Genomic DNA, 24,969 nt, shown 5'->3' with positions numbered 1-24,969 from the left:
CGCCGGCCTCATCAGCTCAACGCGCCCGCCACTTCCCGGCCTCGGGAGGTGGCGGGCTCTGCATTCCACTGTCGTCAAAGGGTTTTGCACCCGCGAGCAGCCGCGTCAAGGCTGCACCGTCACGCAGCCCGGTCGGCAGGTTGGCCCGGGCGACGTCACGCCTCAGTGCCTCCGCCGGCAGTGGCGAGGCGCCGGCCACGAGCACCGAGTTGCCGAACCTCCGGCCCTTGAGCACCTCGTGCGTCGCGATCACCGCGACGTGCGGCAGCGACGTGGCCACCGTCGCGACGACCCTTGCGACCCAACGCATCCCGGGTTCGTCGGCGAGGTTCCACAGCGCGATGCCCGCAGGCTTGAGCACCCGCCCCACCTCGTGGGCGTATGCCGTCCCGACGAGCTCGGCTGGCACGCAGCCTCCCGCGTAGGCGTCGGTCACGACGACATCGGCGGAGTCGTCCCGGAGGGCTCGCACGCCGGTCAGGCCGTCGACCGGGCGGACGCGGATGCGGTGGCGCCGGGGGAGCGGGACCTCGCGGCGGACGAGCTCCGTGAGGGCCTCGTCCGGCTCGAGGACGATCTGCGGTGAGCCCGGACGGGTCGCCTCGACCCACCGTGGCAGTGTCAGGCCAGCGCCGCCGACGTGCGTGACCCCGAGAGGGCCCGGCGGCAGGGTGTCGATGGCGAGCGCGAGGTGCTGGACGTACTCGAAGACGAGCAGCGTCGGGTCGTCCGGCTGGACGTGCGACTGTGGCGAGCCGTCCATGTGCACCGTGACGCCGCCGCGCTCGTCCCATTCGAGCGAGACGTGCTGCGCCGCCGTCGATCCCGGGCTCACGCAAGGTCCAGGACGAGCGTGCGCTCCCCGCCGTAGCGGGTGAAGCCGACGCGGCGCAGGATCGGCGAGGACGTGTCGACGACCCCGTGCGTCAGGGCGAGCGTCGCGCCCGCAGCGCGAGCAGCGACCAGCCGGGCGTGGAGGACGCCGCGGTAGGCGCCACGACCCCGCACGGTGCGGTGCGTCCCGCCGCCCCAGAGACGGCATACGTCGTCTGCGAGCGTGTAGCCGCCCGTGCCCGCGGGACGCCCGTCGACGTAGGCAACCCACCGCCCGCCCGAGTCGTCGGCGAGGCCGCGCTCGACCTCCGCCAGCGACGACGCGATCTGCTCGTCCGTCGGCTCCTTGCCGCCGAAGGCGTCGTTGCCGACGAGGATCGCATCGCGCACCGTCTCGGCATCGTTCACCCGACGGACCTCGACGTCGGCAGGCACGGCGAGGTCGGGCACGGCACCCACGAGCGGCAGGCCGAGGACGTCCATCCGGTCCACGACCGCCGCGCCGCGGCGGGTGAGCTCGGGCTCGAGATCGTCGGGCCGGGTGAACTCCGACAGTCGCCACCAGAGTCGGTCGCGACCGAGTCCCCTTGTGACGTCCGCGATCTCGTCGGCGAGCTCGACGGCGTCCCGGTCGGAGCCGAAGACGCGTGCCGAGGTCGGCGTGAGGAAGTAGTCGGGGTAGGCGACGACGAGGTACTCGTCGTTCCGGACGTGCGGCGCCCTGTCTGGCACCCAGGCCCACTCGTTCGAGGCGGCGAGCACGGCCGCTGCGTCCCAGTTCGTCGTCACCCCGACAGGCTACGGTCGTCCCATGCGATTCGGTCTGGCGATCCTGCCCGAGCACCCGTGGTCCGAGGCCGAGCCGATGTGGCGCGCGGCCGAGCAGATGGGCTTCGACCACGCCTGGACCTTCGACCACGTGACGTGGGGAGGCCTGCCCGAGTCGCCGTGGTTCGCGGCGGTGCCGACCCTCGCCGCGGCCGCCGCCGTCACCGAGCGCATCGGTCTCGGCACGTTCGTGTCGTCACCCAACAACCACCACCCGGTGCAGTTCATGCGCGAGGTGCTGGCCCTGGACGACATCTCCGGCGGTCGCTTCCTCCTCGGCATCGGGACCGGTGGCGACCTCGACTCGCGCATCATGGGCGAGGACCTCGCGCTGCGGGACCGCGTCGCCCGTTTCACCGAGTTCACCGACCTGCTCGACCGCCTGCTGCGCGACGACCACGTCACCGTCGACGGCCGCTTCTACGCCGCCCGCGACGTGCGCACCCTCCCCGGGCCGGTCCGCGGCGGCGACGGCGGCGACCGGGTGCCGCTCGTCATCGCGGCCAACGGCCCCAGGTCGATCGGCCTGGCGGTCGAGCGCGGCGACGGGTGGATGACCTACGGCGGCACTGCCGACACCGACGACGAGTGGTGGGAGCTCGTGGCCGGTCACAGTCGCCGGGTCGACGCCGCTCTCGAGGTCGCCGGTCGCGACCCCGCCGATCTCACCCGCTACCTCAACCTCGACTCCGCGCCGACGTTCTCGCTGAGCAGCGCCGCGACGTTCGAGGACGCCGTCGGCCGCGCCGCGGCCCTCGGCTTCACCGACGTCATCACCCACTGGCCGCGCACGACGGAGCCCTTCCACACCACCCGAGAGGTGCTCGACGAGGTCGTCTCCGACGTCATCCCCCGCCTGCGCTGAGGACCTCGGTCCGCCGTCGGCGGGCGCCGATAGCCTGCGAGGTATGCCGCCACGCCGCCGTACCCCCGTCGCCGAGGGCCACGCCGCCCTCGTCGCCTGCCGTGACGCCGGTTGGCAGGCCGACCGCCGCACCACGGCGACGGCGGTCCGCTACACGCTCGAGGAGCTCGCGACCATCGCGCCCGGCCGCACCGTCGAGGTGCGCGTCCCCCCGCACGGTGCGGTGCAGTGCATCGAGGGCCCGGTCCACACCCGCGGCACACCGCCCAACGTCATCGAGACCGATGCGTCCACGTGGTTGCGCCTCGCCGTCGGCGACCTGGCCTGGGAGGCGGCCTTCGACGCGGCTCGGGTTCGGGCCAGCGGTCAGCGGGCCCACCTCGACGGCCTGCTGCCGCTCACCTCGCTTAGGCTGGACTCGTGACCCAGCCCTCGCCGACCACCCGCCCCGAGCGTCCCCGCATCCCCAACTTCAAGCGCTTCCTCATCACGGGTGCCGTGCTGGGTTTCATCGTGGGTGCTGTCATCTCGCTCCGGGGTGAAGAGGTGCAGGGATACACCACGACGACCGGCGCGCTCTACATCGGCGCCCTCGGGGCCTTCATCGGCACCGGCCTGGCCGGCGTCCTCGGCATCCTCCTCGACCGGTCGGGTCGCGACCAGTCGTGACCCCTGCGGTCGTCGGCGCTGAGGGCGATCCGGGCGCGCATCAGGGACCGCTCGCCGGTGTGCGGGTCGTCGAGCTCGCCGGCATCGGCCCCACCCCCTTCGCGGCGATGCTGCTCGCCGACCTCGGTGCCGACGTCATCCGCGTCGACCGGCCCGGTGAGGGCTCGCTGCCCGTCCCGCTGGCGCCCGAGGCCGACCTGCTGCGCCGCGGTCGCCCCTCCGTCGCCCTCGACCTCAAGCACCCCGACGGTCTCGCGACGACCCTCGCGCTCGTCGAGCAGGCCGACGTGCTCCTCGAGGGCTACCGGCCCGGTGTCGCCGAGCGCCTCGGGCTCGGGCCCACCGACTGCCTCGGGCGCAACCCACGCCTCGTCTACGGACGGATGACCGGGTGGGGGCAGGACGGCCCGCTCGCCCACGCTGCCGGGCACGACATCGGCTACGTCGCCATCACGGGAGCGCTACACGCCATCGGCCGCGCCGGCGGACCTCCGCAGGTCCCCGTCAACCTCGTCGGCGACTTCGGGGGAGGAGCCCTCTACCTCGTCGTCGGCGTGCTCGCCGCCCTGCTCGAGGCCCGCACGAGTGACCGCGGACAGGTCGTCGACGCGGCGATCGTCGACGGCACCGCCCACCTCTCCTCGCTCGTCGTGAGCCTCGTGGGCGCCGGCCTCTGGTCCGACCGCCGCGGCACCAACCTCCTCGACACCGGCGCCCCCTTCTACGACGTCTACGAGACGAGCGACGGCGGCTGGCTCGCGGTCGGCCCGCTCGAGCCAGCGTTCTATGCCGAGCTGCTGCGCCTGACCGACCTCACCGACACCGCGCCTGACCGCCTCGACCCCCGCACGTGGCCGGCACTGCGAGCCCTGCTCGCCGACACCCTCCGCAGCCGCACCCGCGACGAGTGGACGGCCGTCTTCGAGGGCACCGACGCGTGCGTCGAGCCGGTCCTCAGCTACGCCGAGGCACCCGGACACCCGCACCTCGCGGCGCGCGGCACCTACGTCGAGCACCATGGCCGCCTCCAGCCGGCCCCGGCGCCCCGATTCTCCCGCACCCCGGCTGCGCTGGGCACCCCACCGTCCATGCCCGGCGCCGACACCCGCGCCGCCCTCGCCGCGTGGGGCATCGACGACGTCGACGCGCTCATCGCCTCGGGCGCCGCGTCCGCGCCATGAGGCTCTTCGTCGCCGTCGTCCCTCCCGACGACGTGCTCGACGACCTGGAGGAGCACGTCGGACCGCGCCGCGAGGCGGGTCCGGAGATCCGCTGGACCGACCGCCACCAGTGGCATGTCACCCTCGCCTTCCTCGGCGGCGTCCCGGAGGCGCGCCTCGACGACCTCACGGAGGCGCTCGCCCGGTCCGCCGCACGGCGCGATCCCCTCGTCCTGCAGCTCGCCGGGGCCGGAGCCTTCCCGAACCCCTACGCCGCCCGCGTGCTCTGGGCGGGGGTCGACGAGGTGCGCGGTGACCTCGGGGCGGTGGCGGGCGGCATACGCCGTGCGTCCACGTCGGCGGGGGCGACGCCAGACGGCACGCGCTTCCATCCCCACCTGACGCTCGGCCGCTTCCATCAGCCCACCGAGGCGACCCGCTGGATCCGCGCGCTCGACGCCTGGGAGGGGCCGGCCTGGCGGGTCGACCACCTCGTGCTCGTCGAGTCGCACCTCGGGCAGGGGCGGGGTCGGCGGCCGCGCTACGAGGTGCTCGCCGAGCTGCCGCTGCGGGCATGATCCGCGGGCGAGTCGCCCACCGGCGTGTGCGACACTGGCGCTGTGGCACGTGGCGACGGTCGTTTGAACCATGACCTCATCCCCGGCGAGAAAGGCCCGCAGGACGCCTGCGGGGTCTTCGGCGTCTGGGCTCCCGGAGAGGACGTCGCGAAGCTGACCTACTTCGGGCTGTATGCGTTGCAGCACCGCGGGCAGGAGTCGGCGGGCATCGCGACCGGTGACGGCGAGAAGATCCTCGTCTACAAGGACATGGGCCTCGTCTCGCAGGTCTTCGACGAGACCGCGCTCAGCTCGCTCCGCGGGCACATCGCCATCGGTCACACGCGCTACTCGACCACCGGCGGCTCCACGTGGGAGAACGCCCAGCCCACCCTCGGCGGCACCGGACACAGCACCCTGGCCCTGGCCCACAACGGCAACCTCATCAACACGGTCGAGCTGCGGGCCCTCGTCGACGAGCACTTCGGCGGCACCCGCATCACCGGCGAGCTCGCGCGGGGCAACACGTCCGACACCGCGCTCGTCACGACGCTGCTCGCGGCCGACGAGGACCGCACGCCCGAGCAGGCCGCCCTCGAGCTGCTGCCCAAGCTCAAGGGCGCGTTCTCCTTCGTCTTCATGGACGAGACGACGTTGTATGCCGCCCGCGACCCGTGGGGCGTGCGTCCCCTCGCGCTCGGCCGCCTCGAGCGCGGCTGGGTCGTCGCGTCCGAGACCGCGGCCCTGCAGACGATCGGCGCTGCTGTCATCCGCGAGGTCGAGCCCGGTGAGCTCATCGTCATCGACGAGGACGGCCTGCGCTCGCACAGGTTCGCCGACCCACAGCCCAAGGGCTGCGTGTTCGAGTACGTCTACCTTGCCCGGCCCGACGCCGTCATCCGTGGCCGTGTCGTGCACGAGGCCCGCGTCGAGATGGGGCGCGTCCTCGCGCGCGAGCACCCGGTCGACGCCGACCTCGTCATCGGTGTCCCGGAGTCGGGCGTGCCTGCGGCTGTTGGCTACTCGCAGGAGTCGGGCATCCCGTTCGGCCAGGGCTTCGTCAAGAACGCCTACGTCGGACGCACCTTCATCCAGCCGTCGCAGACGCTGCGCCAGCTCGGTATCCGGCTCAAGCTCAACCCGCTCGAGCACACGATTCGCGGCAAGCGCCTCGTCGTCGTGGACGACTCGATCGTGCGCGGCAACACGCAGCGGGCCCAGATCCGCATGCTCCGCGAGGCCGGTGCGGCCGAGGTGCACGTGCGCATCAGCTCGCCGCCCGTGCAGTGGCCGTGCTTCTACGGCATCGACTTCGCGACGCGGGCCGAGCTCATCGCGACCGGCCTCAAGGTCGAGGAGATCCGCGCCTCGATCGGGGCCGACTCCCTCGGCTACATCTCCGAGGAGGGAATGATCGGCGCGACGAACCAGCCCGCCGACGAGCTGTGCTCGGCCTGCTTCACCGGGAAGTACCCCATCGAGCTGCCCGAGGACGGCCGCATCGGCAAGCACGTCCTCGAGACGCTGCCGCTGACGGTGCGCACCGGCCACGACCGCTCGGTCGACGTCGACGGTGTGGCCCTCGGGGTCGGCCTCGGCGGCGCGAACGCCCTCCAGCACCCCTAGCCTCCGACGCCGGTCGAGGTGATACCTCGCGCCGGGGGGCGAACCGGCGTGAGGGAACCGGGCTGTTGGACGGGGGCGAGGGTGTCCCTCGGGCGCCGGTAGGCTGGGGCCCGTGAGCGATGCCCCCATCACCTATGCCTCGGCCGGAGTCGACGTCGAGGCGGGTGACAAGGCCGTCGAGCTGATGAAGGCATCGGTGCGGCGCGCCACCAGGCCAGAGGTCGTCGGTGGCCTCGGCGGGTTCGCGGGCATGTTCGACGCGAGCGCGATCGCGCGGATGACCCGTCCGATCCTTGCCACGAGCACCGACGGCGTCGGCACCAAGGTCGCCATCGCCCAGGCCCTCGACGTGCACGACACGATCGGCTTCGACCTCGTCGGCATGGTCGTCGACGACATCGTCGTGTGCGGGGCCGAGCCGCTCTTCATGACCGACTACATCGCCACCGGCAAGGTCGTCCCGGAGCGCATCGCCGCGATCGTCGGCGGCATCGCTCGCGCGTGCGAGGAGGCGGGGGTCGCCCTCGTCGGCGGCGAGACCGCCGAGCACCCGGGACTGCTCGAACCCGACGAGTACGACGTCGCCGGCGCCGCCACCGGTGTCGTGGAGTATGCCGCCGTGCTGGGTCCCCAGCGCGTCGCCGACGGGGACGTCGTGGTCGCGCTCGCGAGCAGTGGCCTGCACAGCAACGGCTACAGCCTCGTGCGCCGCGTCATCGCGAGCGCCGGCTGGCAGCTCGACCGGCACGTCGACGACTTCGGCCGCACTCTCGGTGAGGAGCTGCTCGAGCCGACCCGCATCTACACCAGGCCACTGCTCGAGCTCATCGCCGCCGAGGGCGTCGACGTACACGCCCTGAGCCACGTCACCGGAGGGGGTCTCGCCGCGAACCTCGCCCGCGTGCTCCCGACCGGCACCTTCGCCCGCGTCGACCGCTCGACGTGGACGCCGCCTGCCGTCTTCCGCACGGTGCAGGACCTCGGGCACGTGCCGCAGGCCGACATCGAGCGCACGCTCAACCAGGGCATCGGCTTCGTCGCCGTGCTCCCCGAGGCCCACGCGGACCGCGCCATCGAGCTGAGCGAGGCGCGTGGCATCGGTGCGTGGCGTCTCGGCGTGGTCGCGAACGAGGAGCGGGCGCACGCCGACGGCCTCGTCGCCGACGACGCCGAGATCGTGCGCGGCGCCAAGGGCGTCGACGGCGGGGCCGTGCAGGTCGTCGGGCAGCACCCGACCGCCTGAGGTCCCCTTCGCCACGGTGCGGACGGGCCGGTGCGTCAGCAGGGTGGACGACCCGGCCACGTGGCGTTCCGGCCCCCTGACGCGTACCGTCCGACGCGGCGTACAGCCGTCTGGGTGACGTGACGATGCCCGCAACACCCCGGAGGGTGTGCGGGCATCGTCACGTCACCTCGACGCACTCGCCACGTGGGCGGGAGCCTCGGGCGCCTCGAGGGCAGCACCGACCGCGCGTCGGGTGTGAACACCCGACGCACGAGGTGCAGACGGAAGAGGAAGGCAGGCTCAGCGCCCGCCCGAGGCCCACTTCCCGTATTCGTCGTACTCGTCGTCGTCGACGGATCGTGGCTGGTTGGACACGTCGCGTTGCGACGGCCCGTGCAGCTCACGCTCCAGCGCGCTCAAGTCCGTGTCAGGTGTGTAGTACTTGAGCTGCCGTGCGACCTTGGTCTGCTTGGCTTTGGCTCGGCCGCGCCCCATGGCGTGACCCCCTCGTGCGTCGTGCCGGGACGGCATCGCTCCTCGGAGAACCGGGTGGTTCTTCGATGTCCGCGTAGCGGCCCCGGGAATGTGTGTGTTCTCGTGGTGCTAACGCTACATGAGTGAGGCAAATCCTGCGCCCGCCCCACCGCCTCGCCGGCGGCGCGTCGCGCCTCGTCGAACCGGGCCGACCGCGCGGGGTCGGCCCGGGGGTCCCCCAGGGACCGTCAGGGCTCGCGGGTACGCTGCCGGACGGCCGGTCGGGCGCATACACCTTGTGTCTCGGGAGCGGGACGATTTGAGTCTTTTCAGTGTTTAACCGCCATGAGGCTGGCCGAGACTTTACCCTTGCTTTACTGAGCCCCGATTGGGGCGCATGCGTGTCGCTGCACCTAGCGACAGGGTGGTGGGGATATGACAATGACGACTCAGGATCGACACGAAACCGAGAAGCTACTGACTCCTGCCGAGGTTGCGGCCCTGTTCCGAGTGGACCCGAAGACGGTCACCCGGTGGGCCAAGGCAGGAAAGCTGACTTCGATCCGGACCCTTGGGGGGCACCGGAGGTATCGCGAGTCAGAGGTGCGCGACCTTCTGGGTGGCGGGCACTGATCTCGACGGTGAGTTGGGGGTAGACCGGTCAGATCGTCGGGGGAGCGGCACCACACGGTGCCGTTCCCCCGACTGCCACCGGGGGACGTGTGCGCTCAGGCCCGGCCGTGGGGGATGGGGTTGGAGGGACCGGATGGTCCTGCGAGTCAGCCTGTGAGACATGGCTTTCCACCTTTCGTCCGGTCACCCTGACCGGTTCACCAGCGATCAATCCCGTGCCGGTCGTGCGCTCCATGACGAGGGAGTTGTCCGGTCCTTACGGCTCGGCGACGTCGGCGGTCCGTCCTATCGTGGCGGGATGACGAAGCCACCCGAGATCACCGCCATCACCCTCGGCGTCCGCGACGTCGAGCGCTCCCGCGCGTTCTACGTCGACGGGCTCGGCTTCCGCTCCGTCCTCCACCTGCCGGAGATCACCTTCGTCCAGGGTGCCCCCGGCGTGCTCCTCGCCCTGTGGGACGTCGCGCAGATGCCGAGCGAGTACGGCGACGTCGCGCACGGCTCGTCGGCGCCACCCGTGTCGCTGGGCCACAACGTCACCGAGGTCGGGCAGGTCGAGGCGTTGTATGCCGCCGCGCTGGCTGCGGGCGCGACCTCCGTCTCCGCCCCGACCGAGCGAGAGTGGGGCGGGGTCAGCGCGTGCGTGGCCGACCCGGACGGCTTCCGGTGGGACCTCGTGCACAACCCGAACTTCCGGGTCGACGCGGACGGCACGGTCCACCTCGGCGAGGCGCCGGCCTAGGCGCGGCCCCGAGTCCCGTCCAGGCGAGTGCGCCACGGATGGCCGGCCGGTTGGGCATCGACGACGCGCCGGAGCACCGCGACCTGGGCGGCACCGAGCAGGGGGAGCGCTGCCTCGAGGTCGGCGTCGTCCTTGGGGCGGGGTGAGGCGGCCTTGTGGGCGAGGACGAGCTCGGGCCGCAGGTAGCGCACACCGTCGCGCTCCCAGGTGGCGTCGTCCAGTGACACCACGAGCGAGGGGTCCCGCTTGAACTGCCACCGTCCGTCCACGTCCGGGTTGAGCAGGATCTCCCCGCGCCACGGGGCCAGTGCGTCCTCGCGGACCCAGATCTGCTCGGAGTCGTCGGGCACGTCCCGTCCCGGCCGCAGGTGCAGCAGGCCCGAGTCGCCGGCCGACCACAGGTGCCAGTGCGGCTCGAGATGGGCGCGGATGGCGCCGACGTCGCGACGAAGCACCGAGACGTCGATGTCCTCGTGGTCCCGGGCGACACCGGTGAAGGACTCGACGGCCCATCCGCCGGCCACCCACCACGGCACGCCGAGCCCGGCGAGCAGGTCCCGGACCTCGGCGGGGGTCCACGAGAGCTGCGGACCGTAGATCCGCTGGAACTCGTCCGGTCCGAGCCACTGCTGCCCGCCGGTGGCCACCGCGTCCTGCTCGTCCACGACGCCACGTTAGCGCCGGCGGCTCGCCTCAGTGGCCGAGTGCGCGCAGCTGGAGGCGCAGGGCCAGGCGCGTCTCGGGGTCGTGCAGGTCGAGCTCGACGACGGCTGACAGGCGCTGCATCCGGTAGCGGAGCGTGTTGGGGTGCACGTGGACGCGCGCCGCGGCGGCCCGCGGGTCGCCCGGGTGGTCGAGCCACGCCGCGACCGTCTCGAGGTATGCCGTGTGGTGGGTCTCGTCGTGCTCGCGCAGGGCGGCGACCGGGCCGAGCAGCTCCTCGGTCCAGATGCCTCCGAGGGCGCGGGCGTTGGTGACGGCTGCCCAGGCGTCCTCGACCGTCGTCGTCGTGCCCGAGACCCGGCCGACGTCGCGCAGCCGCTGCACCTCGGTGGCCTCGCGTCGCGAGCGGTCGAGGTCGACGGTGCGGGAGACCCGACCGCCGGCGCTGGCCGTGGCCGTCGGCGTGACGCCCGCGACCTCCTCGACGACGCCGAGCAACCACTCCCACGTGCCGGGGGACGTGTCGCCGGGCACGTCGCGCACGAGGGTCAGGGCCACGCCGTCGAAGATCGCGAGGAGCGGCTGTCGCCACGAGCGGCGCCGAGCAGCCGACTCCCACACGTCGAGCTCGTGCTCGGTGTCACGGGGAGGGCCCTCACCGGTCGGGTCGGTGCGTGGCCGGTGCGCGCCGGCGAGCACGACGACCCGCCACGGCGGCGCCGGCAGCCAGCCCTCGGCCTCGAGCGTGTCGCCGCTCAGCACCGCCCGGAGCCGGTCGGCCGAGACCCGTCGGGCGAGGTCGGCCTGCGACCGCAGGCGCAGCAGGTGCAGGGCCACGACCGATGCCGTCTGGGCGAGCGAGCCCATGACCTGCTCGGCGGGCTCCTCGTCGACGACGGCCCAGATCGAGCCCAGCCACTCGGTGCCGGCCCGCACCGGCACGACGACGCGAGCCCCGAGGCCGCGCCCGGCAGGGACGAAGAAGGGCTCGTCGGATCGCGCGAGCCGACGGAACACCCCGCGCCCGCGGAGGTTGGCGATGACCTCGTCGGGCACCCGCCGGCCGACGATGGTCGAGACGCGCGCCGGGTCGGCGACGTCCTGGGTCGAGGAGTAGGCGAGCACCCGCGACTGGGTGTCCTCGATGGTGATGGGCGCCGCGACGAGGGCCGCGCACGCGTCGGCGAGGGCGAAGAGCTCGTCGAGCACCGGACCCTCCGCGCGCACCGCAGGTCCGCTCGCGGCGCGGTCGAGGACACCGCGCAGCAGCCACACGACGTGCGCCCACGACGCGTGGTCGGCGAGCTCGACGAGGCTGACGCGAAAACGGGCCGCCGCGGCGCGGACCTGTTGGTTGCGGGCAGCGGCCCGCCGCAGCACGACGGCGCCGCAGTCGACCGCGGCCGCGCCCTCGAGCAGGGCTGCCGCCTCCGCCGGCCGCTCGACCCCGACCCCGAGGAGCAGGTCGCCGGCCTGGCCGAAGACGCCCGAGCCGGGCTCGGCGAGCGTGACGTCGTCGACCGTCGGCCCGCCGACGTCGACGACCACCGTGAGCAGGCCCCCGCCGAGCGTGCCGACGAGCTGCGCGATGGGCAGGCCGACCGGGGTCGTCGACGAGGTGCGGGTCGCGGACCCTCGGGTCGAGCGGGACGGGGCGGACGGCATACGACCATTGTGGCCTGTCCTCGTGCTCCCAGCACAAGACATGGCGCAAACACTGGCGCCTCAGCACCACGACCCTGCGTGCGTGCGGGCCCACCATGGACGCAAGGCACCACCCGAGCACCAGACCCAGGAGTCGAATCGCATGGCCGCTGTGACCCCCGCCGGTACCCCCGTCCCCGAGCGCGTCGCCGTCGTCGGCGCCGGCATGGTCGGTCTCGCCACCGCCTGGTTCCTCCAGGAGCGTGGCGTCGAGGTCACCGTCATCGACCGCGACGGCGTCGCCGCCGGCGCGTCGTGGGGCAACGCTGGCTGGCTGACCCCCGGCATCGCGACCCCGCTGCCCGAGCCCGCCGTGCTCAAGTACGGCCTGCGCGCCGTCCTCAGCCCGAGCTCGCCCGTCTACGTGCCGCCGAGCGCGCGCCCGGACTTCCTCCGTTTCGTCACCGGCTTCACCCGGCACAGCACGATGACGGCCTGGAAGAAGGCCATGGGCGCCCTCGTGCCCGTCAACGACCTGTCGCTGCAGAGCTTCGACCTGCTCAAGGCCGGCGGCGTCGACGCCGATACCTATGAGGCCAAGTCGTTCACGGCCGCCTACCGCACGGCCGAGGAGCGCCAGACCCTCCTCGAGGAGATCGAGCACATCCACGCCTCGGGCGGCGACATCACCTTCGACGTCCTGAGCGGCGACGAGGCCCGGGCCATCGAGCCCGCCCTGTCCGACGAGATCGGCGCCGCGATCGTGCTGCACGGCCAGCGCTTCATCAACCCCGGCGCCTACGTCGCCGCGCTCGCCGACTCGGTCACCGCGCGCGGCGGCAAGATCGTCACGGGCAGTGCCGTCTCGCGCATCACCGACACCCCGACCGGCGTGCTCGTCACGAACGACTTCGGGCAGGCCGAGCACTACGACGCCGTCGTCGTCGCGACCGGCGCGTGGCTCGGCAAGCTCGCGCGGGAGTTCGGCGTCAAGCGCGTCGTCCAGGCCGGCCGCGGCTACTCCTTCAGCGTCGCCGTCGACGACCTGCCCAACGGCCCCGTCTACTTCCCGGCCGAGCGCGTCGCCTGCACGCCCGTCGGCGACCGCCTCCGGGTCGCCGGCATGATGGAGTTCCGCCAGCCCGAGGCAGCGCTCGACCCGCGCCGCATCAAGGCCATCGTCGAGTCGGCGCGTCCGCTGCTCCAGGGCGCCGACCTCGACCACCGCCAGGACGAGTGGGTGGGCTCGCGTCCCTGCACCGTCGACGGACTCCCGCTCATCGGCGCCTCGAAGAACCCCAAGGTCTTCGTCGCCGGCGGGCACGGCATGTGGGGCATCACCCTCGGCCCCGTCACCGGCCGCCTGCTCGCAGAGCAGATGGTCACCGGCCGCGCGCCCGAGCAGCTCGCGCCCTTCGACCCGCTGCGCTGACCGGACCCGGCAGTGCCGGGAGACACGGACAAGGCCCACCTGACGAACCTCGTCAGGTGGGCCTCCGTGCGCGTCCCCCCGCGCATCGGCGGCGCGTCAGCGTCCGCCGGAGACCGGCTGCCGCCGGACCCCTCAGTGCGGCGGCAGCCGTCAACCGTGCTTCGGAGACGTCAGGTGGACCGGATTGGTGCAGATCCGAAGGCGACGTCGAAACGGTCGCACCAGATGACGACCGAGGTCAGGTCCGACAGGTCCGTGCCTGCAGGGACGGCATAGTTCTGGTTGCCGTCGGTGGCGCCGGCTGGTCGGTCAGCCACACGACGACGTCCGGTCCGTCGCGACCGGGGCGTATGCCGTGTGGTCGCCTCCACGCTGTGCGCAGCGGTGCCGCTCGGGGCCAGGCCCGTGTCGGCGACCGCCGTGGCGGCCGGGAGCGGCTCGTCGACGACGCTCCGGGTGAGCAGGCGCCAGGGCTGGAAGAGCGCGAGGCCGACGGCCAGTGCGACGAGCCCGAGCGCGGGCGTCAGGCGGGGGTGAGGACGACGAGGGTGTAGGCGCCCACCGAGACCGTGCCGCTGGCGGGCTGGTCGTCGAGGGGCTCGGCCACCGCATCCACGTCGTGGGTCTCGTGCCCCGCGAACAGGGCGCTGTAGGTCGACGCGTCGGAGTTGAAGCGGACCGCCCACGGGCCCGCGGACGGCATACCCGTCGTGATGTCCCGTGCCTCGGCGCTCGCGTTGACGACGACCACGGCGACGTCATCGCCGGAGCGACGGGCCCAGGCGAGGGCCTTGGCCTCGTCGTCGAGGTGCAGCACCTCGAAGCCCTCGCCGCGCAGGCCGCGAGAGACGCCGTCGACGTCGCGGCGCAGGTGGATGAGGTCACGACCGAGACGCACGATGTCGCGGAACTGCTCGGCCCGCTCCCAGTCGAGCGGCACGTCGTCGCGGAACCACTCGTCCTCGAGGAACTCCTGGCCCTGGAAGAGCATCGGGATCCCGGGCGCCGTCAGGGCGATGGCGTAGCCGAGCGTCGCGCGCTTCTGCGCGGCCCAGCCGCTAGGGTCGTCGCCGTCGACCTCGTGGGGGACCCGGAGCTTGCCGTTGGCCACCTCGTCGTGGCTCTCGGTGTAGACGATCCGCCGGAACGGCTCGTCGTTGCCCCGCAGGGCGTCCGCGAGCTCGGTCATCGAGCGCTCCGCGTCGTCGACGGCCGTCAGCAGGGCCCGCACCGGGTGGACGAAGCTCGTGTCCCACTGCGCGTGGAAGCCGGCACCGCCGTCGTCCGAGGCGGTGATCGCCGGGTCGGACTGGAGGTCCTCGGCGATGAGGATCTTGTCGGGGTGCCGCTCGCGGATGGTCGCCGTGATCGACCGCATGAGGTCCCAGCCCTCCGGCAGGTCGCCCGTGCCGAGACCGTCGATGGTGCGCACGTAGAGCGTCGCGTCGAACCGCAGGCCGTCGAGGTGGAACTCCTCGAGCCACATCAGGGCGTTGTCGTGGAGGTAGGCGCGCACCTCCTCGCGGCCGTAGTCGGGTCGAGTGTCGCCCCACGGCGTCGCCGAGCGCTCGTCGTTGTAGAAGTAGATGCCGCCCTTGCCGTCCTCGCTCCAGCCGTCGAACTGCCACAGGGAGAGGTCGCTCGGGCCGTAGTGGTTGATGACGACGTCGAGGATCACGGCGATGCCGTGCCGGTGCGACTCCCGGACGAAGGCCTTGAGCGCGTCGGCGCCGCCGTAGCTGCTCTCGACGGCGAACGGGTTCGAGGGGTTGTAGCCCCAGGAGTAGTCGCCCGCGAACTCGGTGACGGGCATGAGCTCGATGGCGTTGATGCCCAGCTCGGCGAGGTAACCGAGCTTGCCGGCCAGGCCGCCGAGGTCACCGGCGTCACCCTCGGTGGCCACGAACGAGCCGATGTGGGTCTCGTAGACGACGAGCTCGTCGTGGGGCGGGCAGCCGAACGTGTCGCCGTCCCAGTCGAAGGCGTCGCGGTCGTAGACCACGGCGTTGCCCGACGAGTTCGTGACGACGCGGGCGCGCGGGTCGATCCGCATGAGGCGCTGGTCGCCGTTGGTGATGACGAACTGGTACTCGTCGCCGGGCCGGGCGCCGCGGACGTCGGCGTACCAGTGCCCGTGGTCCTCGGGGACCATCGCGTGCCCGTCGCCCGACCAGTCGGTGAAGCTGCCGGTCACTGCGACGGCGTCGGCGTTCGGTGCCCAGACGCGGAAGGAGGTCCCGTCGTCGTGGGGTATCGACCCGAGTCCGGGGCGGTGGGCGTCGTGCTCGGACATGCGGGCTCCAGTCGGCTCGTGAGGGGGCAGCCCGAGCGTAGACCTGGCTGCTCGGACCGACCGGTGACGTACCCGCTCGGCCCCGGTCAGCCGACGAGCAGGTATGCCGGGTGCTCGGGGACGGTGCCGGTGTCGCGCAGGTGCCGGGCCAGGTGCAGTGCACCGTCGAGCGCGCCTCCGAGGGCCGGTGAACGCCGGGCACCGCCTCCGGTCTCGGCCAGCCGGTCGTCGAGGGCGTCCGCGACCGGTCGGGCGCTGAGGAGGCCGCCGGTCGCGGTGAGGATCGGGTCGGTCAGGCCCTCCGCTGCGCGAAGCAGCGAGTCGGCGAGGTCGACGCCGGAGCGGACGCACAGGGTGCGGGCGACGTCGTCGACGTCGGCAGCCGCCGTGACGAGGGGAGCGACGGCAGCGAGGCGCTCGGGGGCGTCAGGGCTCGTCATGACGAGTCGTGGCCAGCCCTCGGGAGGGCCGAGCAGCTCGGTCGCCGCCACCAGCAGGGCGGGCGACCCGTCGGGCAGCCCGTCGTGGGCGCGCAGTGCTGCGCGGAGTCCGGCCATGCCGAGGGCCGCCGCCGACCCGGCGTCGCCGAGCACGTGCCCCCACCCGTCGACCCGGCGCCACTGCTGCTCGAAGTCGGTGCCGAACGCGACCGCCCCGGTGCCCGCCGCGACGACCGCGCCCGGGCCGATGCGGCCCGTCGCGCCGACGAGGTTGGCGACGGCGTCGCTGACGACGACGGTGCGCTCGGCACCCAGGCCCTGCGCCACGGTCCGCAGCACCTCCGACCGGTCGGCGAGGAAGAGCAGGCCGCGCATCGACCAGACGACGACCGCGGGAGCCGCTGTGCCGAAACGGTTCTCGTCGTCCGGGCTCGCTCCCATCAGGGCGCGGGCATCAGAGACGAGCGCTGCGACGTCGATGCCGCCCGCACCGACCCGCACGCCCGGTGCCCTGAGCACGGGACCGGGCGACCCGGCATACGACTGCAGTCGGAGGCCCGACCCGCCGACGTCGACGGCCACGACCTGCAGCTCGCTCACGCGAGCGAGCCGATCACTTCGCCATGCCGGCGGTCAAGCCCGCGACGATCTGCTTCGTGGCGACGAGGAAGAGCACGATGAGCGGGACCGTCGTGATGACGAGCCCGGCGAAGACGGCCGAGTAGTTCGTCGCGTTCTCACCGAAGAAGCTCGTGAGCCCGACAGGGAGGGTGTACTTGTCCTCGCTCCGCAGCAGCACGAGCGGGAAGAGGAAGTCGTTCCAGATCGGCACGAACCGGAAGACGGCCACGGTCGCCACGGCCGGGCGCACGAGCGGGACCATGATCCGCCAGAACGTCTGCCAGCTGCTCGCGCCGTCGAGCGCCGCCGCCTCCTCGAGCTCCTCCGGCAGCTGCCGGAAGAAGGTCGTGAGGACGAAGATCGAGAACGGGACGCCCGACGCGGCGTACATGAGCATGAGGCCGAGCCGCGAGTCGATGAGCCCGAGGCCGTCGAAGAGGTAGAAGATCGGCAGGATCGCGAGATGGATCGGGAGCATGAGCCCCGAGAGGAAGAGCGCCTCGAGCCAGCGGAAGATCCGCGAGCGCCCACGGGCCAGCGCGTAGGCCGCCATCGTCGCGACGGCCGTCGAGATCGCGACCGCGCCCACGGTGACGAGGAGCGAGTTGCCGAAGTACGTCGCGAAGTTGCCGGTCGTCCACGCCTCGACGTAGCTCGCCGTCGTCGGGGGCGACGGCAGGCCGAGCGGGTCCGTGATGAGGTCGGCGTTGGTGCGGAAGCTGTTGCTCACCATGAGCAGCAGCGGCACGAGCGCCAGCGCGGCATACCCCCAGAGGAGCACGCTGGCACCCGCGCCGCCCACGGGACGGTTGACCCGCGGTGGGCGCCGGCGGCCGCCCCGGGGAGGACGGGCGACGACGTGCTCCTGGGGCGCCTCGGTGGTGACGACGGCCGTGGTCATGCGGTGATCCTCCGCTCGTGACGGCGCAGCACGGCCGTGGCGGCGTACGCCCCGCCGAAGATGATGAGGAAGAGCAGCGTCGCCAGTGCCGACGAGCTGCCGATGGCGTCGGTCGCACCCGAGTCGAACGCCGTGCGGTAGAAGAGCAGCGACACGAAGTCCGTTGCGCCCGCAGGGTTTCCGGTGGACCCGCCGAACGCGTAGGGCAGGGCGAAGGCCTCCATCGCGAAGATGAACGTCAGGACCGACACCGTGCCGATGGCGGGCACGAGCAGTGGCAGGGTGATCCTGAAGAAGGCCTGCCGGTTGCTCGCGCCGTCGACGCGGGCCGCCTCGCTCAGCTCCTCCGGGATGCCGCCCAGGGCAGCCCCGTAGAGCAGCACCGGGAAGCCGATCCACTGCCACACGCTGACGAGGATGACGACCCAGATCGCCGTCTTCGGGTCACCGAGCCACGGGAGGGCCCATGACTCGAGGCCGATCTTCGTCAGGAGCGTGTTGACCGGGCCGAACGTCGGTGACAGGAGCAGCGTCCAGAGGTAGCCGATGACGATCGGGCTCACGAGGTAGGGCATCGCGTAGAGCGTCTGCAGCATCCGACGGCTGCGCGGTCGCGTGTAGAGCAGGTAGGCGATCGTCAGCCCGAAGGTGTTCTGGACGAGCATCGTGCCGAGGAAGAAGAGCACGTTGTGCAGCAGCGCTCGGGGGAGGTCGGTCGTGAACGGGGCCCTGGTGAAGAGCGTCACGAAGTTCTCGACCCCCGCGAACGCTCCGCGGGTCGTGCCCTGCCACTGGAAGAAGGCGTACGAGAACGCCGTCACCATCGGGTAGAGCACGAACACCGCGAAGAGCGCGAGAGCGGGAGCGACGAAGACCAGGCCGGTGCGGCGCCTCATGCAGGGACCGTCACGCGCTCGGCTTGAACCAGGTCTTGACGCCGGTCTCGAGGTCCTGGCTCACCGCAGCGGCATCCTTGGTGCCGAGCAGCAGCTCCTGCAGGCCCTTGCCGAGCAGGTCGGTGCCCGTGGGGGAGCCGTAGCGGAAGTCGGTGAGCAGCAGGTACGGCGAACCGGACTTCGTGTAGTTCTCGCTCATCTGCTTGAGCAGCGGGTCGGTCGGCTCGACGCCCGGCACGGCTGAGATCTGCCTGATGTCGTCGGTGACCATCTGGCCGAACTCCTTCGTGGTCATCCACTTCACGAGCTCCGTGGCTTCGGTCGGGTGCTTCGACCTGGCGGAGACGGCGAAGTTGCCATCGGCCCATCCTGCCGTCGTCGCCTCGGACCCGCTCGGCGAGCCCGGGGCCGGCGGCACCTGGAAGATGCCGATCTTCATGGCCGGGTTGGCCTTCTGGAAGACGGAGAGGTCGAAGCTACCGCCGGGGATCATCGCTGCCTTCTCGGCCGAGAAGAGCGTCTGCGCGTCGGTCTGCGCCACGCCGGTGGCGTTCTTCGGCATGTACTTCTCGAGGTCGGCCACGACCTGCACCGATCCCACCCAGTCGGGGTCGGTGAAGGTCTTCTGGCCCGAGAGCACCTCGGACTGGAACGCCTTGCCGCCGAAGCGCGGGGCCGCGAGGACCTCGTGGACGATCGGGAGGGTCCAGTCGTCCTTGGCGCCGATGGCGATCGGTGTGACGCCGGCGGCCATGAGCTTGTCGTTGGCGGCGACGAACTCGGCCCACGTCGTCGGGGCCGCGACGCCGTTCTTCTCGAAGAGGCCCTGGTTGTAGAACATCTGGACGGTCTGGCGGGCGAGCGGCACGGAGTAGGTCTTGCCGTCCTCCTTGCCCTTGGCGCTCGCGACGACGTTCTCGTCCCAGCCGGAGAGGTCGACCTTGCCGTCGAGCGGCAGCAGCGAGTTGCTCGCCACGGTGCCCTGGAGCTGGCCGTAGGAGCGCACCTGGGGCACGTCGGGGCCGCTCGAGCCGGCGAGGCCGGTCGCGAGGATCTTGTTGTACTCCGTGGCCTTGAACGCCTTGAAGTCGACGGTGACGTTGGAGTGGGCCTTCTCGTACGCCGCGAAGATCTTCTTGTACGCCGCCTCGTCCTCCACGCGCCACGACCACACCGTCAGGGTGACCTTGCCGTCGTCGCCGGTGCTCGAGGAGCCAGAGGAGGACGGCGAGCAGGCGGTCACGACGAGCGCCCCGGAGAGGGCGGCGATCGTCAGGACCGTGCGGCGTGCGCGCCGCGACGAGCCGGGGAGGCGTGAGGCGAACGTCATGGTGGTGCTCCTGTCGGGTTCTGCTGGGTGCCTGGGGGTCGGCACGGGTGGGTGGGAGGGTGGTGGGTTCAGCGTTCGGGGCTGGGGGTGGGCGGGGCGCCCACCTGGCCGCCGAGGGATGCCAGGGCGTGGGCCACGGAGCCGTCGTGCACGGCGATGGCGTCGCGGGCCGTGGTGGCGTCGACGCCCGCGAGCATCGACAGGAGCGCGGGCTTGAGCTCGCCGTCGGCATCGTCCAGCGCGCGCCGAGCCTGCTCGGCGTCGGCGCCGGTGGCCTCCCGGAGGATGCGGACGACGCGGCCGCGGAGCTTGGCGTTCGTCGCGACGACGTCGACCATGAGGTTGCTCCACGTGCGGCCGAGGCGGATCATCACGGCGGTCGAGAACGAGTTGAGGACGAGCTTCTGGGCGGTGCCGGCCTTGAGGCGGGTCGAGCCGGTCAACGCCTCCGGCCCGGTGCGCACGGCGAGCAGCAGGTCGGCGTGGACGGCGACCTCGGCGTCCGGGTTGGCGGTGACGAGGGCTGTGACGGCGCCGAGCTCGCGAGCCCGCGCGAGAGCGCCGGCCACGAACGGAGTACGCCCGGAGGCCGTGAGGCCGATGGCGATGTCGCCGGGGCGCAGGGCCTCGGCCTCCTCGCGACCGAGGTCGGCGTCGTCCTCGACGTTCTCGACGGCCTCGAGCAGGGCGCCGGGGCCGCCGGCGTGGTGGGCCACGACGAGCCCGGCCGGGGCGTTGAAGGTGGGGCGCAGCTCGGCGGCGTCGAGCACGGCGAGCCGTCCGGACGTGCCGGCGCCGAAGTAGTGGACGGCCCCGCCGGCGCGGAGCGACTCGACCGCGCGGTCGACGAGGAGGGCCAGGTCGGGGAGGACCTCGCTGACGGCGCCGGCCACCGTCGCGTCCTCGGCGTTGAGGGCCCGGAGGATGTCGAGGGAGGTGTGCGTGTCGATGGACGTCGTCCCCTGGTGGCGCTCCTCGGTGGGGGCGTCCACGGTCACCTCGCTGCTCACCCGTGCGAGGTTAGTTTCCTACGTCGCCAGCGTCAATGCCGTAAATGAGTAACATTCCCGTCACGACGGTCGCTCCGGGGCGCCGGCGCTCTCGTCAGTCGGTGACGTGGTGGCCGGCGACGGCCTCACGCGTGTCGGCGACGGCCTTGCGGGCCTTGCGGAGGTTGCGCTGGGCGACCGCGATGTAGAGGCAGTCGACGACGGTGAGGGCGGCGATGCGGCTCGCCGTGGCGCCGGAACGCAGGCTCGTCTCGCGGGCCGCGGTCGTCAGGAGGATGTCGACGCCGGAGGCGAGACGGGACAGCGGGAAGTTCGTGATCGCGAGCGTCCGCGCACCCGTCGTGCGCGCCGCCGCCAGCGCCTCGATGGTCTCGGTCGTCGTGCCGGAGTGCGAGATGCCGACCGCGATGTCGCCGGGGCCGAGCAGCGTCGCGCTCGTCAGGGCGATGTGGGGGTCGTTCCACGCGAAGGCGACGATGCCGATGCGGTGCAGCTTCTGCTGGAGGTCGGTGCCGACGATCGAGCTCGCGCCGATGCCGTAGATGTCGACGCGACCGGCCCGGGCGATGGCCGCCGCCGCCGAGGCCAGGGCGTCGCGGTCGAGCTGCTGGGCCGTCTCCTCGACGGCGCTCGCGTCGCTGAAGGCCACCTTGGCGATGATGTCGTCGATGGTGTCGCTGGCGCTGATGTCGGTGCCGCCGCGGTTCATCGTGCGCGGGTGGGCCGACTCCTCGGCGAGCGCGAGACGCAGCTGCGGGTAGCCGGGCAGCCCGAGCCGACGGCAGAAGCGCAGCACCGTCGTCTCGGACGTGCGTGCCGCGGTGGCCAGCTCGCTGATGGTCAGCCCGGCGGCGCGGCGTGCGTCGGCGAGGACGATGTCGGCGACACGGTCCTCGGCGGGCGACAGGGAGGGCTTGATCCCCCGCAGGCGGATGAGCAGCGACGCGCTCGCGGCACCTGCGGGGGACGAGGTCCCGTCCTCGGTCCTGGGCATGGGCCTACGCTACGGCGTCGCGGCCGGCGAGCCGCCAACCGTCCGCCGTGAAGGCGTCAGGTGTCTTCTCGCCGTCGAGCAGCACGCCACCCGGTCCCCGGACGACGACGTCGTCGACGGCGACACCCCGACCGAGGTAGCCCCCGTCGGTCGTGTGCCGCCAGCGCAGCTGCTGCGAGCCGGTCGGCAGGTCGGCCCGCACCTGCACCCAGCGCCTCGTGCCCGCACCGGAGATGACGCCGTCGGCCGTCTCGGTCTGCCCGCGGTCGACGACGTCGAACGGCAGGGCCGTCCACGTCGCGCCACCGTCGGTGGAGCGCTCGAGGTGGAGCAGGTCGGTCTCCTCGGTGTCGAGGAAGAGGTCGAAGCCGAGGCGCGCACCTCCCGGACCGACGGGGAGGGCGGGTGTCGTCAGGGTGGTGGTCGTCGCGTTGTCGGACCCCGTGAACCAGGCGGTGTCGCCGTGGCGGGGGCGGATGCCCATCGACGTGGCGAGGCCGTGCGCCCACTCGCGACGGGCGAGGTTGATCGATCCCCAGTTGCGAGAGGGGTGCACGCGGTTGGTGAGCAGGATCGCGAACGACCGAGACGTGAAGTCGATGACGATCGACGTGCCCGTGTAGCCGGTGTGGCCCGCGGTGCGGGGACCGGACAAGGCGTCCATGTACCAGCGCTGGTCGAGCTCGAAGCCGAGGCCGTGCGAGTCGCCGGGGAAGGCGCCGTTGAAGTTCGTGATGAGGGCCTCGACGCTCTTGCGGCTGAGGATGCGCTCGCCACGGTAGGAGCCGCCGTTGAGCAGCGCCTGCGAGAGGGTCGCGAGGTCGTCGACGGTGGAGAAGACCCCGGCGTGCCCGGCGACCCCGCCCAGCGACCAGGCGTTCTCGTCGTGGACCTCGCCGCGGACCACGCCACGCGGCGGCGCCGTCTGGTACTCGGTCGCCGCCGTCCGGGCCTTGTCGGTCGGGTTGTAGCCGGTGTCCTTCATCCCGAGCGGCGCCGTGATCCGGTCGTGGACGACGGTGTCGAGCGGCTCTCCGCGCAGCTTCTCCACCATGACACCGAGAGTGATGAGGTTGAGATCGCTGTAGAGGTAGGTCGTGCCCGGCGCGTTGGTCAGCGGCTGGTCCATGACGGCCTTGATGCGCGAGGCCTTGTCGGGCCACGTGCTCCACAGGGGAAGCCAGGACGTGAAGCCGGACGTGTGCGTCAGCAGCTGGCGCACCGTGACGGCGCCCTTGCCGCCCGCGGCGAACTCCGGGAGGTATGCCGCCACCGGGCTCTCGAGGGAGATGCGCCCCTCCTCGATGAGCTGGACGACGGCGATCGAGGTGAAGAGCTTGGAGACCGAGGCGAGGTCGAAGATCGTGTCGGTGCGCATCGGCTCCCACTGGTCGCGGGGGAGCTCGGTGCTCGCGTCGGCGTAGCGCAGCGCCCAGCCGCTCGCGTCGCGCTGGACGATGCGTCCCTCGTGGCCCATGATCCCGACCGCGCCGGCGAAGAGCGGGTGGCCGCTCGCGTCGACCTGCTCGTGGGTGTGGACCCGTTCGACGGCCTCGGCGATCGGGGCCGGGTCGAGCCCGACCGACGCGGGGCTCGCGTCGGACAGCACGGTGTTGGGCGGCGCGAAACCGCGGTCTGGCTTGCTGAAGTCGTCGGCCGTCGCGGAGCCGACGGGTCCCGCGGTCACGAGACTGCCCGCGAGGACGAGGCTGCCCAGGGCAGCGGGGACGAGGGTGCGCAGGCGCATGTCACTCCTAGATCGTGCAACAGGTCGTGCAGCGGGTGATGAGCCGGTGGACAGGTCAGTTCGAGGGGCCGCGGTAGAGGAGGTACTGCTGGCGCCGGGCGTCGAAGGCCGCGAGCTCGTCGCGCCACGCACCGACGACCTCGTCGGCAGGGGCGCCGGCCGAGATCTGGGTGCGCAGCCGCTGCGAGCCGGTCAGCTTGTCGATCCAGTAGGGCCGAGCCGGGTCGTAGGAGTCGTAGCGCCAGGCGAAGTCGCTGTAGAGCGCCTTGGCCGCCACGAGCATCTCGACGCTCGAGCGGATCGGGTCGAAGGTGGACGGGTCGGTGACGTGCAGCTGGACGCCGCCGCAGACGAGGCCGGTGTGCTTGCTGAACGTCGGGGAGAAGTAGGCCTCGCGGAAACCGACTCCCCGAAGGCCCAGCGCCGCAAGGCGTTCGGCCCACTTGTAGTCCACGTACGGCGCGCCGATGAGCTCGAACGGCCGGGTCGTGCCGCGGCCCTCGGACAGGTTGGTCCCCTCGAACATCCCCGTGCCGGGGTAGACGAGCGCGGTGTCGGGAGTCGGCATGTTGGGACTCGGCATGACCCACGGGAGACCGGTGACGGCATACGGCACGTCCCTGCGCCAGCCCTTGACCTCGATGACGGACAGCTCGGCGAGCCGCCCACCGGCGTCGCCCGTGAGGAACTCGCCGTCGAAGTAGCGCGCGAGCTCGCCGACCGTCATGCCGTGCGCCTGGACGATCTCCTTGGCGCCGACACCGGAGGTCCACGGTGTCGTCATCATCGGCCCGATCGCCCGGCCGCCGACGGGGTTCGGTCGGTCGAGCACGACGAAGCGGGCGCCGACGGCGACGGCCGCGCGCATGGCCGTGTACATCGTCCAGATGTAGGTGTAGAAGCGCGAGCCGACGTCCTGGATGTCGAAGACCACGGTCTCGACTCCGGCGGTGCGGAAGAGGGTCGTCATCTTCGCCGCGGAGGCGCCGTAGGCGTCGTAGACCATGAGCCCGGTGCGTGGGTCGATGTGGTTGCCCTCGGAGTCGCCGGCCTGCGCCGTGCCACGGAAGCCGTGCTCCGGCCCGAAGACGCCGACGATGTCGACGGCGCCGGACTCGTGCATCTCGTCGACGATGGTGCGCAGGTTGGTGAGGATGCCGGTCGGGTTGGTGACGATCCCGACCTTCTGGCCCGAGAGCGCCGACCAGCCCGCCGCGGCGGCGCTCTGCGCGCCCGTCGTGATCGGGTTGTTGGGGTAGTTGCTGGCGTGTGCCGTCGGGCCGGCCTGGGCAGCAACGGATCCCGCTGCGGTGGCGGGGATGGCGGCGGCGCCGAGCGCGCCGGCGGTGAGCAGCTGCCTGCGGTTGAGGTTGGTCATCTGGTCG

Annotated in this window: 25 protein-coding genes; 10 read left to right on the top strand and 15 right to left on the bottom strand. The window is 72.2% G+C overall.

Annotated features, from left to right (window positions below; all coding sequences use genetic code 11):
• Positions 1 to 16: 16 nt before the first annotated feature.
• The gene (locus tag NR112_RS13745; protein ID WP_256795070.1) at positions 17 to 763 is read right to left on the bottom strand and encodes a fused MFS/spermidine synthase; all 747 of its coding nucleotides are present in this window, start codon (positions 761 to 763) and stop codon (positions 17 to 19) included.
• A gap of 68 nt (positions 764 to 831) precedes the next feature.
• Positions 832 to 1,623, bottom strand: coding sequence for a GNAT family N-acetyltransferase (locus NR112_RS13740; protein WP_256794869.1), 792 nt, complete (start codon positions 1,621 to 1,623; stop codon positions 832 to 834).
• Between the two features lie 22 nt (positions 1,624 to 1,645).
• Here NR112_RS13740 and NR112_RS13735 point away from each other — a divergent pair, with 22 nt between their 5' ends.
• From NR112_RS13735 to purM, 7 genes are all read left to right on the top strand, one after another.
• Positions 1,646 to 2,527, top strand: coding sequence for an LLM class flavin-dependent oxidoreductase (locus NR112_RS13735; protein ID WP_256794868.1), 882 nt, complete (start codon positions 1,646 to 1,648; stop codon positions 2,525 to 2,527).
• Positions 2,528 to 2,570: 43 nt separating this feature from the next.
• Positions 2,571 to 2,951 carry a sterol carrier family protein gene (locus NR112_RS13730; protein ID WP_256794867.1) on the top strand — a complete coding sequence of 127 codons (381 nt, stop codon included), beginning with the start codon at positions 2,571 to 2,573 and terminating at the stop codon, positions 2,949 to 2,951.
• Positions 2,948 to 3,196 carry a hypothetical protein gene (locus NR112_RS13725; protein ID WP_256794866.1) on the top strand — a complete coding sequence of 83 codons (249 nt, stop codon included), beginning with the start codon at positions 2,948 to 2,950 and terminating at the stop codon, positions 3,194 to 3,196. Before NR112_RS13730 ends, NR112_RS13725 begins: the two co-directional genes overlap by 4 nt.
• On the top strand, positions 3,193 to 4,377 hold the full coding sequence (locus tag NR112_RS13720) for a CaiB/BaiF CoA-transferase family protein (protein WP_256794865.1): 1,185 nt from the start codon (positions 3,193 to 3,195) through the stop codon (positions 4,375 to 4,377). Before NR112_RS13725 ends, NR112_RS13720 begins: the two co-directional genes overlap by 4 nt.
• Entirely contained in the window at positions 4,374 to 4,934 is a 561-nt protein-coding gene (gene thpR, locus NR112_RS13715; RefSeq protein ID WP_256794864.1) for an RNA 2',3'-cyclic phosphodiesterase, read from the top strand. The genes NR112_RS13720 and thpR overlap by 4 nt, the downstream gene beginning before the upstream one ends.
• Before the next feature lie 42 nt (positions 4,935 to 4,976).
• A complete protein-coding gene (purF, locus tag NR112_RS13710; RefSeq protein WP_256794863.1) occupies positions 4,977 to 6,539 on the top strand; it encodes an amidophosphoribosyltransferase in 1,563 nt (520 codons plus the stop codon).
• A gap of 112 nt (positions 6,540 to 6,651) precedes the next feature.
• Positions 6,652 to 7,782, top strand: coding sequence for a phosphoribosylformylglycinamidine cyclo-ligase (purM, locus tag NR112_RS13705; RefSeq protein ID WP_256794862.1), 1,131 nt, complete (start codon positions 6,652 to 6,654; stop codon positions 7,780 to 7,782).
• 282 nt (positions 7,783 to 8,064) lie between these two features.
• Here the strand turns inward: purM and NR112_RS13700 are convergent, their stop codons facing one another.
• Positions 8,065 to 8,259, bottom strand: a complete 195-nt coding sequence (locus tag NR112_RS13700; RefSeq protein WP_020142456.1) for a DUF3073 domain-containing protein — start codon at positions 8,257 to 8,259, stop codon at positions 8,065 to 8,067.
• Between the two features lie 420 nt (positions 8,260 to 8,679).
• Here NR112_RS13700 and NR112_RS13695 point away from each other — a divergent pair, with 420 nt between their 5' ends.
• Both NR112_RS13695 and NR112_RS13690 read left to right on the top strand, forming a co-directional pair.
• Positions 8,680 to 8,871: a BldC family transcriptional regulator gene (locus NR112_RS13695; RefSeq protein WP_045191048.1), complete on the top strand. Its 192-nt coding sequence runs from the start codon at positions 8,680 to 8,682 to the stop codon at positions 8,869 to 8,871.
• Positions 8,872 to 9,169: 298 nt separating this feature from the next.
• Positions 9,170 to 9,613: a VOC family protein gene (locus tag NR112_RS13690; protein WP_256794861.1), complete on the top strand. Its 444-nt coding sequence runs from the start codon at positions 9,170 to 9,172 to the stop codon at positions 9,611 to 9,613.
• Here NR112_RS13690 and NR112_RS13685 read toward each other — a convergent pair.
• Both NR112_RS13685 and NR112_RS13680 read right to left on the bottom strand, forming a co-directional pair.
• Positions 9,610 to 10,278, bottom strand: a complete 669-nt coding sequence (locus NR112_RS13685) for a nucleotidyltransferase domain-containing protein (RefSeq protein WP_256794860.1) — start codon at positions 10,276 to 10,278, stop codon at positions 9,610 to 9,612. The genes NR112_RS13690 and NR112_RS13685 overlap by 4 nt on opposite strands.
• A gap of 28 nt (positions 10,279 to 10,306) precedes the next feature.
• Positions 10,307 to 11,941, bottom strand: a complete 1,635-nt coding sequence (locus tag NR112_RS13680; RefSeq protein WP_256794859.1) for a CdaR family transcriptional regulator — start codon at positions 11,939 to 11,941, stop codon at positions 10,307 to 10,309.
• A gap of 142 nt (positions 11,942 to 12,083) precedes the next feature.
• Here NR112_RS13680 and NR112_RS13675 point away from each other — a divergent pair, with 142 nt between their 5' ends.
• Entirely contained in the window at positions 12,084 to 13,352 is a 1,269-nt protein-coding gene (locus NR112_RS13675; RefSeq protein WP_256794858.1) for an FAD-binding oxidoreductase, read from the top strand.
• A 170-nt stretch (positions 13,353 to 13,522) separates the two neighbouring features.
• Here NR112_RS13675 and NR112_RS22960 read toward each other — a convergent pair whose 3' ends face one another.
• The 10 genes from NR112_RS22960 to NR112_RS13625 form a co-directional block, all read right to left on the bottom strand.
• On the bottom strand, positions 13,523 to 13,669 hold the full coding sequence (locus NR112_RS22960; RefSeq protein ID WP_256794857.1) for a DM13 domain-containing protein: 147 nt from the start codon (positions 13,667 to 13,669) through the stop codon (positions 13,523 to 13,525).
• Between the two features lie 206 nt (positions 13,670 to 13,875).
• Positions 13,876 to 15,645 carry an alpha-amylase family glycosyl hydrolase gene (locus NR112_RS13665; RefSeq protein WP_256794856.1) on the bottom strand — a complete coding sequence of 590 codons (1,770 nt, stop codon included), beginning with the start codon at positions 15,643 to 15,645 and terminating at the stop codon, positions 13,876 to 13,878.
• Between the two features lie 86 nt (positions 15,646 to 15,731).
• The gene (locus tag NR112_RS13660; RefSeq protein ID WP_256794855.1) at positions 15,732 to 16,685 is read right to left on the bottom strand and encodes a BadF/BadG/BcrA/BcrD ATPase family protein; all 954 of its coding nucleotides are present in this window, start codon (positions 16,683 to 16,685) and stop codon (positions 15,732 to 15,734) included.
• 13 nt (positions 16,686 to 16,698) lie between these two features.
• Positions 16,699 to 17,607 (bottom strand): carbohydrate ABC transporter permease, encoded by a 909-nt coding sequence (locus NR112_RS13655; protein WP_256794854.1) that lies wholly within the window; start codon positions 17,605 to 17,607, stop codon positions 16,699 to 16,701.
• Positions 17,604 to 18,503 carry a carbohydrate ABC transporter permease gene (locus NR112_RS13650; RefSeq protein WP_256794853.1) on the bottom strand — a complete coding sequence of 300 codons (900 nt, stop codon included), beginning with the start codon at positions 18,501 to 18,503 and terminating at the stop codon, positions 17,604 to 17,606. Before NR112_RS13650 ends, NR112_RS13655 begins: the two co-directional genes overlap by 4 nt.
• A gap of 10 nt (positions 18,504 to 18,513) precedes the next feature.
• The gene (locus NR112_RS13645; protein WP_256794852.1) at positions 18,514 to 19,833 is read right to left on the bottom strand and encodes an ABC transporter substrate-binding protein; all 1,320 of its coding nucleotides are present in this window, start codon (positions 19,831 to 19,833) and stop codon (positions 18,514 to 18,516) included.
• A 68-nt stretch (positions 19,834 to 19,901) separates the two neighbouring features.
• Complete coding sequence (locus NR112_RS13640; RefSeq protein WP_256794851.1) at positions 19,902 to 20,843, bottom strand: N-acetylmuramic acid 6-phosphate etherase; 942 nt, start codon at positions 20,841 to 20,843, stop codon at positions 19,902 to 19,904.
• A gap of 94 nt (positions 20,844 to 20,937) precedes the next feature.
• A complete protein-coding gene (locus tag NR112_RS13635; RefSeq protein ID WP_256794850.1) occupies positions 20,938 to 21,837 on the bottom strand; it encodes a MurR/RpiR family transcriptional regulator in 900 nt (299 codons plus the stop codon).
• A gap of 4 nt (positions 21,838 to 21,841) precedes the next feature.
• Entirely contained in the window at positions 21,842 to 23,584 is a 1,743-nt protein-coding gene (locus NR112_RS13630; protein WP_256794849.1) for a serine hydrolase, read from the bottom strand.
• A 55-nt stretch (positions 23,585 to 23,639) separates the two neighbouring features.
• Positions 23,640 to 24,962: an exo-beta-N-acetylmuramidase NamZ domain-containing protein gene (locus NR112_RS13625; protein WP_256794848.1), complete on the bottom strand. Its 1,323-nt coding sequence runs from the start codon at positions 24,960 to 24,962 to the stop codon at positions 23,640 to 23,642.
• Positions 24,963 to 24,969 lie beyond the last annotated feature (7 nt).

The sequence above is a fragment of the Terrabacter sp. Ter38 genome, from assembly GCF_024519435.1.
GTDB lineage: Bacteria > Actinomycetota > Actinomycetes > Actinomycetales > Dermatophilaceae > Terrabacter.
This window is presented reverse-complemented; position numbering and strand designations above follow the sequence as displayed.